The following is a 728-nucleotide window of genomic DNA, read 5'->3' on the forward strand; positions in this document are numbered from 1 at the left end:
ACCCGGCACCTGGACGCCTTCGAGTACCTGCAATCGCCTGATGAGCGGCACCTCGATGACCCGCGAACTCGCCCTGCTCGCCGACGCCTTCGGCGTGCCCGCCTGAGACCCGGCCCGCGCCGATGAACAGCGCACGGAGGTCATCCCGCCTGCCGTCGATCTGGCAGGCGATCCAGTGGCGTGGTGCCGACCGGCTCGGCCACGGCGTCCGGATCCTCGCCGTCGGCCTCGCCTTCTCCTCCGGCGGCGAGGCCGAACGCTGAAAGCCTGAGCGTCAGCTGCCCGGGTGTACGTACTGGTTGTATCGGGGCGCGCTGTGGTCGCAATACGTGCTGCACACCTGCACGTAGATCATCGATATGGCCTTGGTGCCGGTGCGGGTGAAGTTTCCGAAGTTGGTGCCGTCGTCGCCGCAGCCGTTGCGGTCCCACTTCCAGGCGCCGTACCCGTAGGTTCCGTCGGTGTGTTCCCACCAAACCCGGCCCTGTATCGGAAGGTTGTCGCCGGGACAGAGGTCGCGCACCGTGAAGTTCCGAAAGATGACCTTCGTCCGGCTGCGGAAGTCGACGGTCGCCCGGGCGGTCCCGCCACTGTAGTCGCGACCCTCCGCGCTCTCGAAGGGGTCCACGCGGGCGGAGGACACTCCGTCTCTCGCCTGCGCCGGGCTTGCCACCAGCAGCCCGCTCAACGCTGCGATGGCCAGCGCGGCGCCCAGCATGCGTGTCTTC

2 protein-coding genes are annotated in these 728 nt (G+C 68.4%); one reads left to right on the forward strand and one right to left on the reverse strand.

All coding sequences use genetic code 11. The annotated features are described in order from the left end of the window. Nucleotides 1-122 precede the first annotated feature (122 nt). Entirely contained in the window at nucleotides 123-263 is a 141-nt protein-coding gene (locus tag ACTMTF_RS49400) for a hypothetical protein (RefSeq protein ID WP_441116471.1), read from the forward strand. An 11-nt stretch (nucleotides 264-274) separates the two neighbouring features. Here ACTMTF_RS49400 and ACTMTF_RS49405 read toward each other — a convergent pair. Continuing rightward, nucleotides 275-728 (reverse strand): hypothetical protein (locus ACTMTF_RS49405; protein WP_441117037.1); only part of this gene is annotated, 454 nt, incomplete at its 5' end.

This window comes from Nonomuraea sp. ZG12 (assembly GCF_052068115.1).
Taxonomy (GTDB): Bacteria; Actinomycetota; Actinomycetes; order Streptosporangiales; family Streptosporangiaceae; genus Nonomuraea.

Excerpts from the sequence above, each read along its gene's own strand:
- ACTMTF_RS49400 (WP_441116471.1), top strand. The coding sequence starts at position 123 with ATGAACAGCGCACGGAGGTCATCCCGCCTGCCGTCGATCTGGCAGGCG.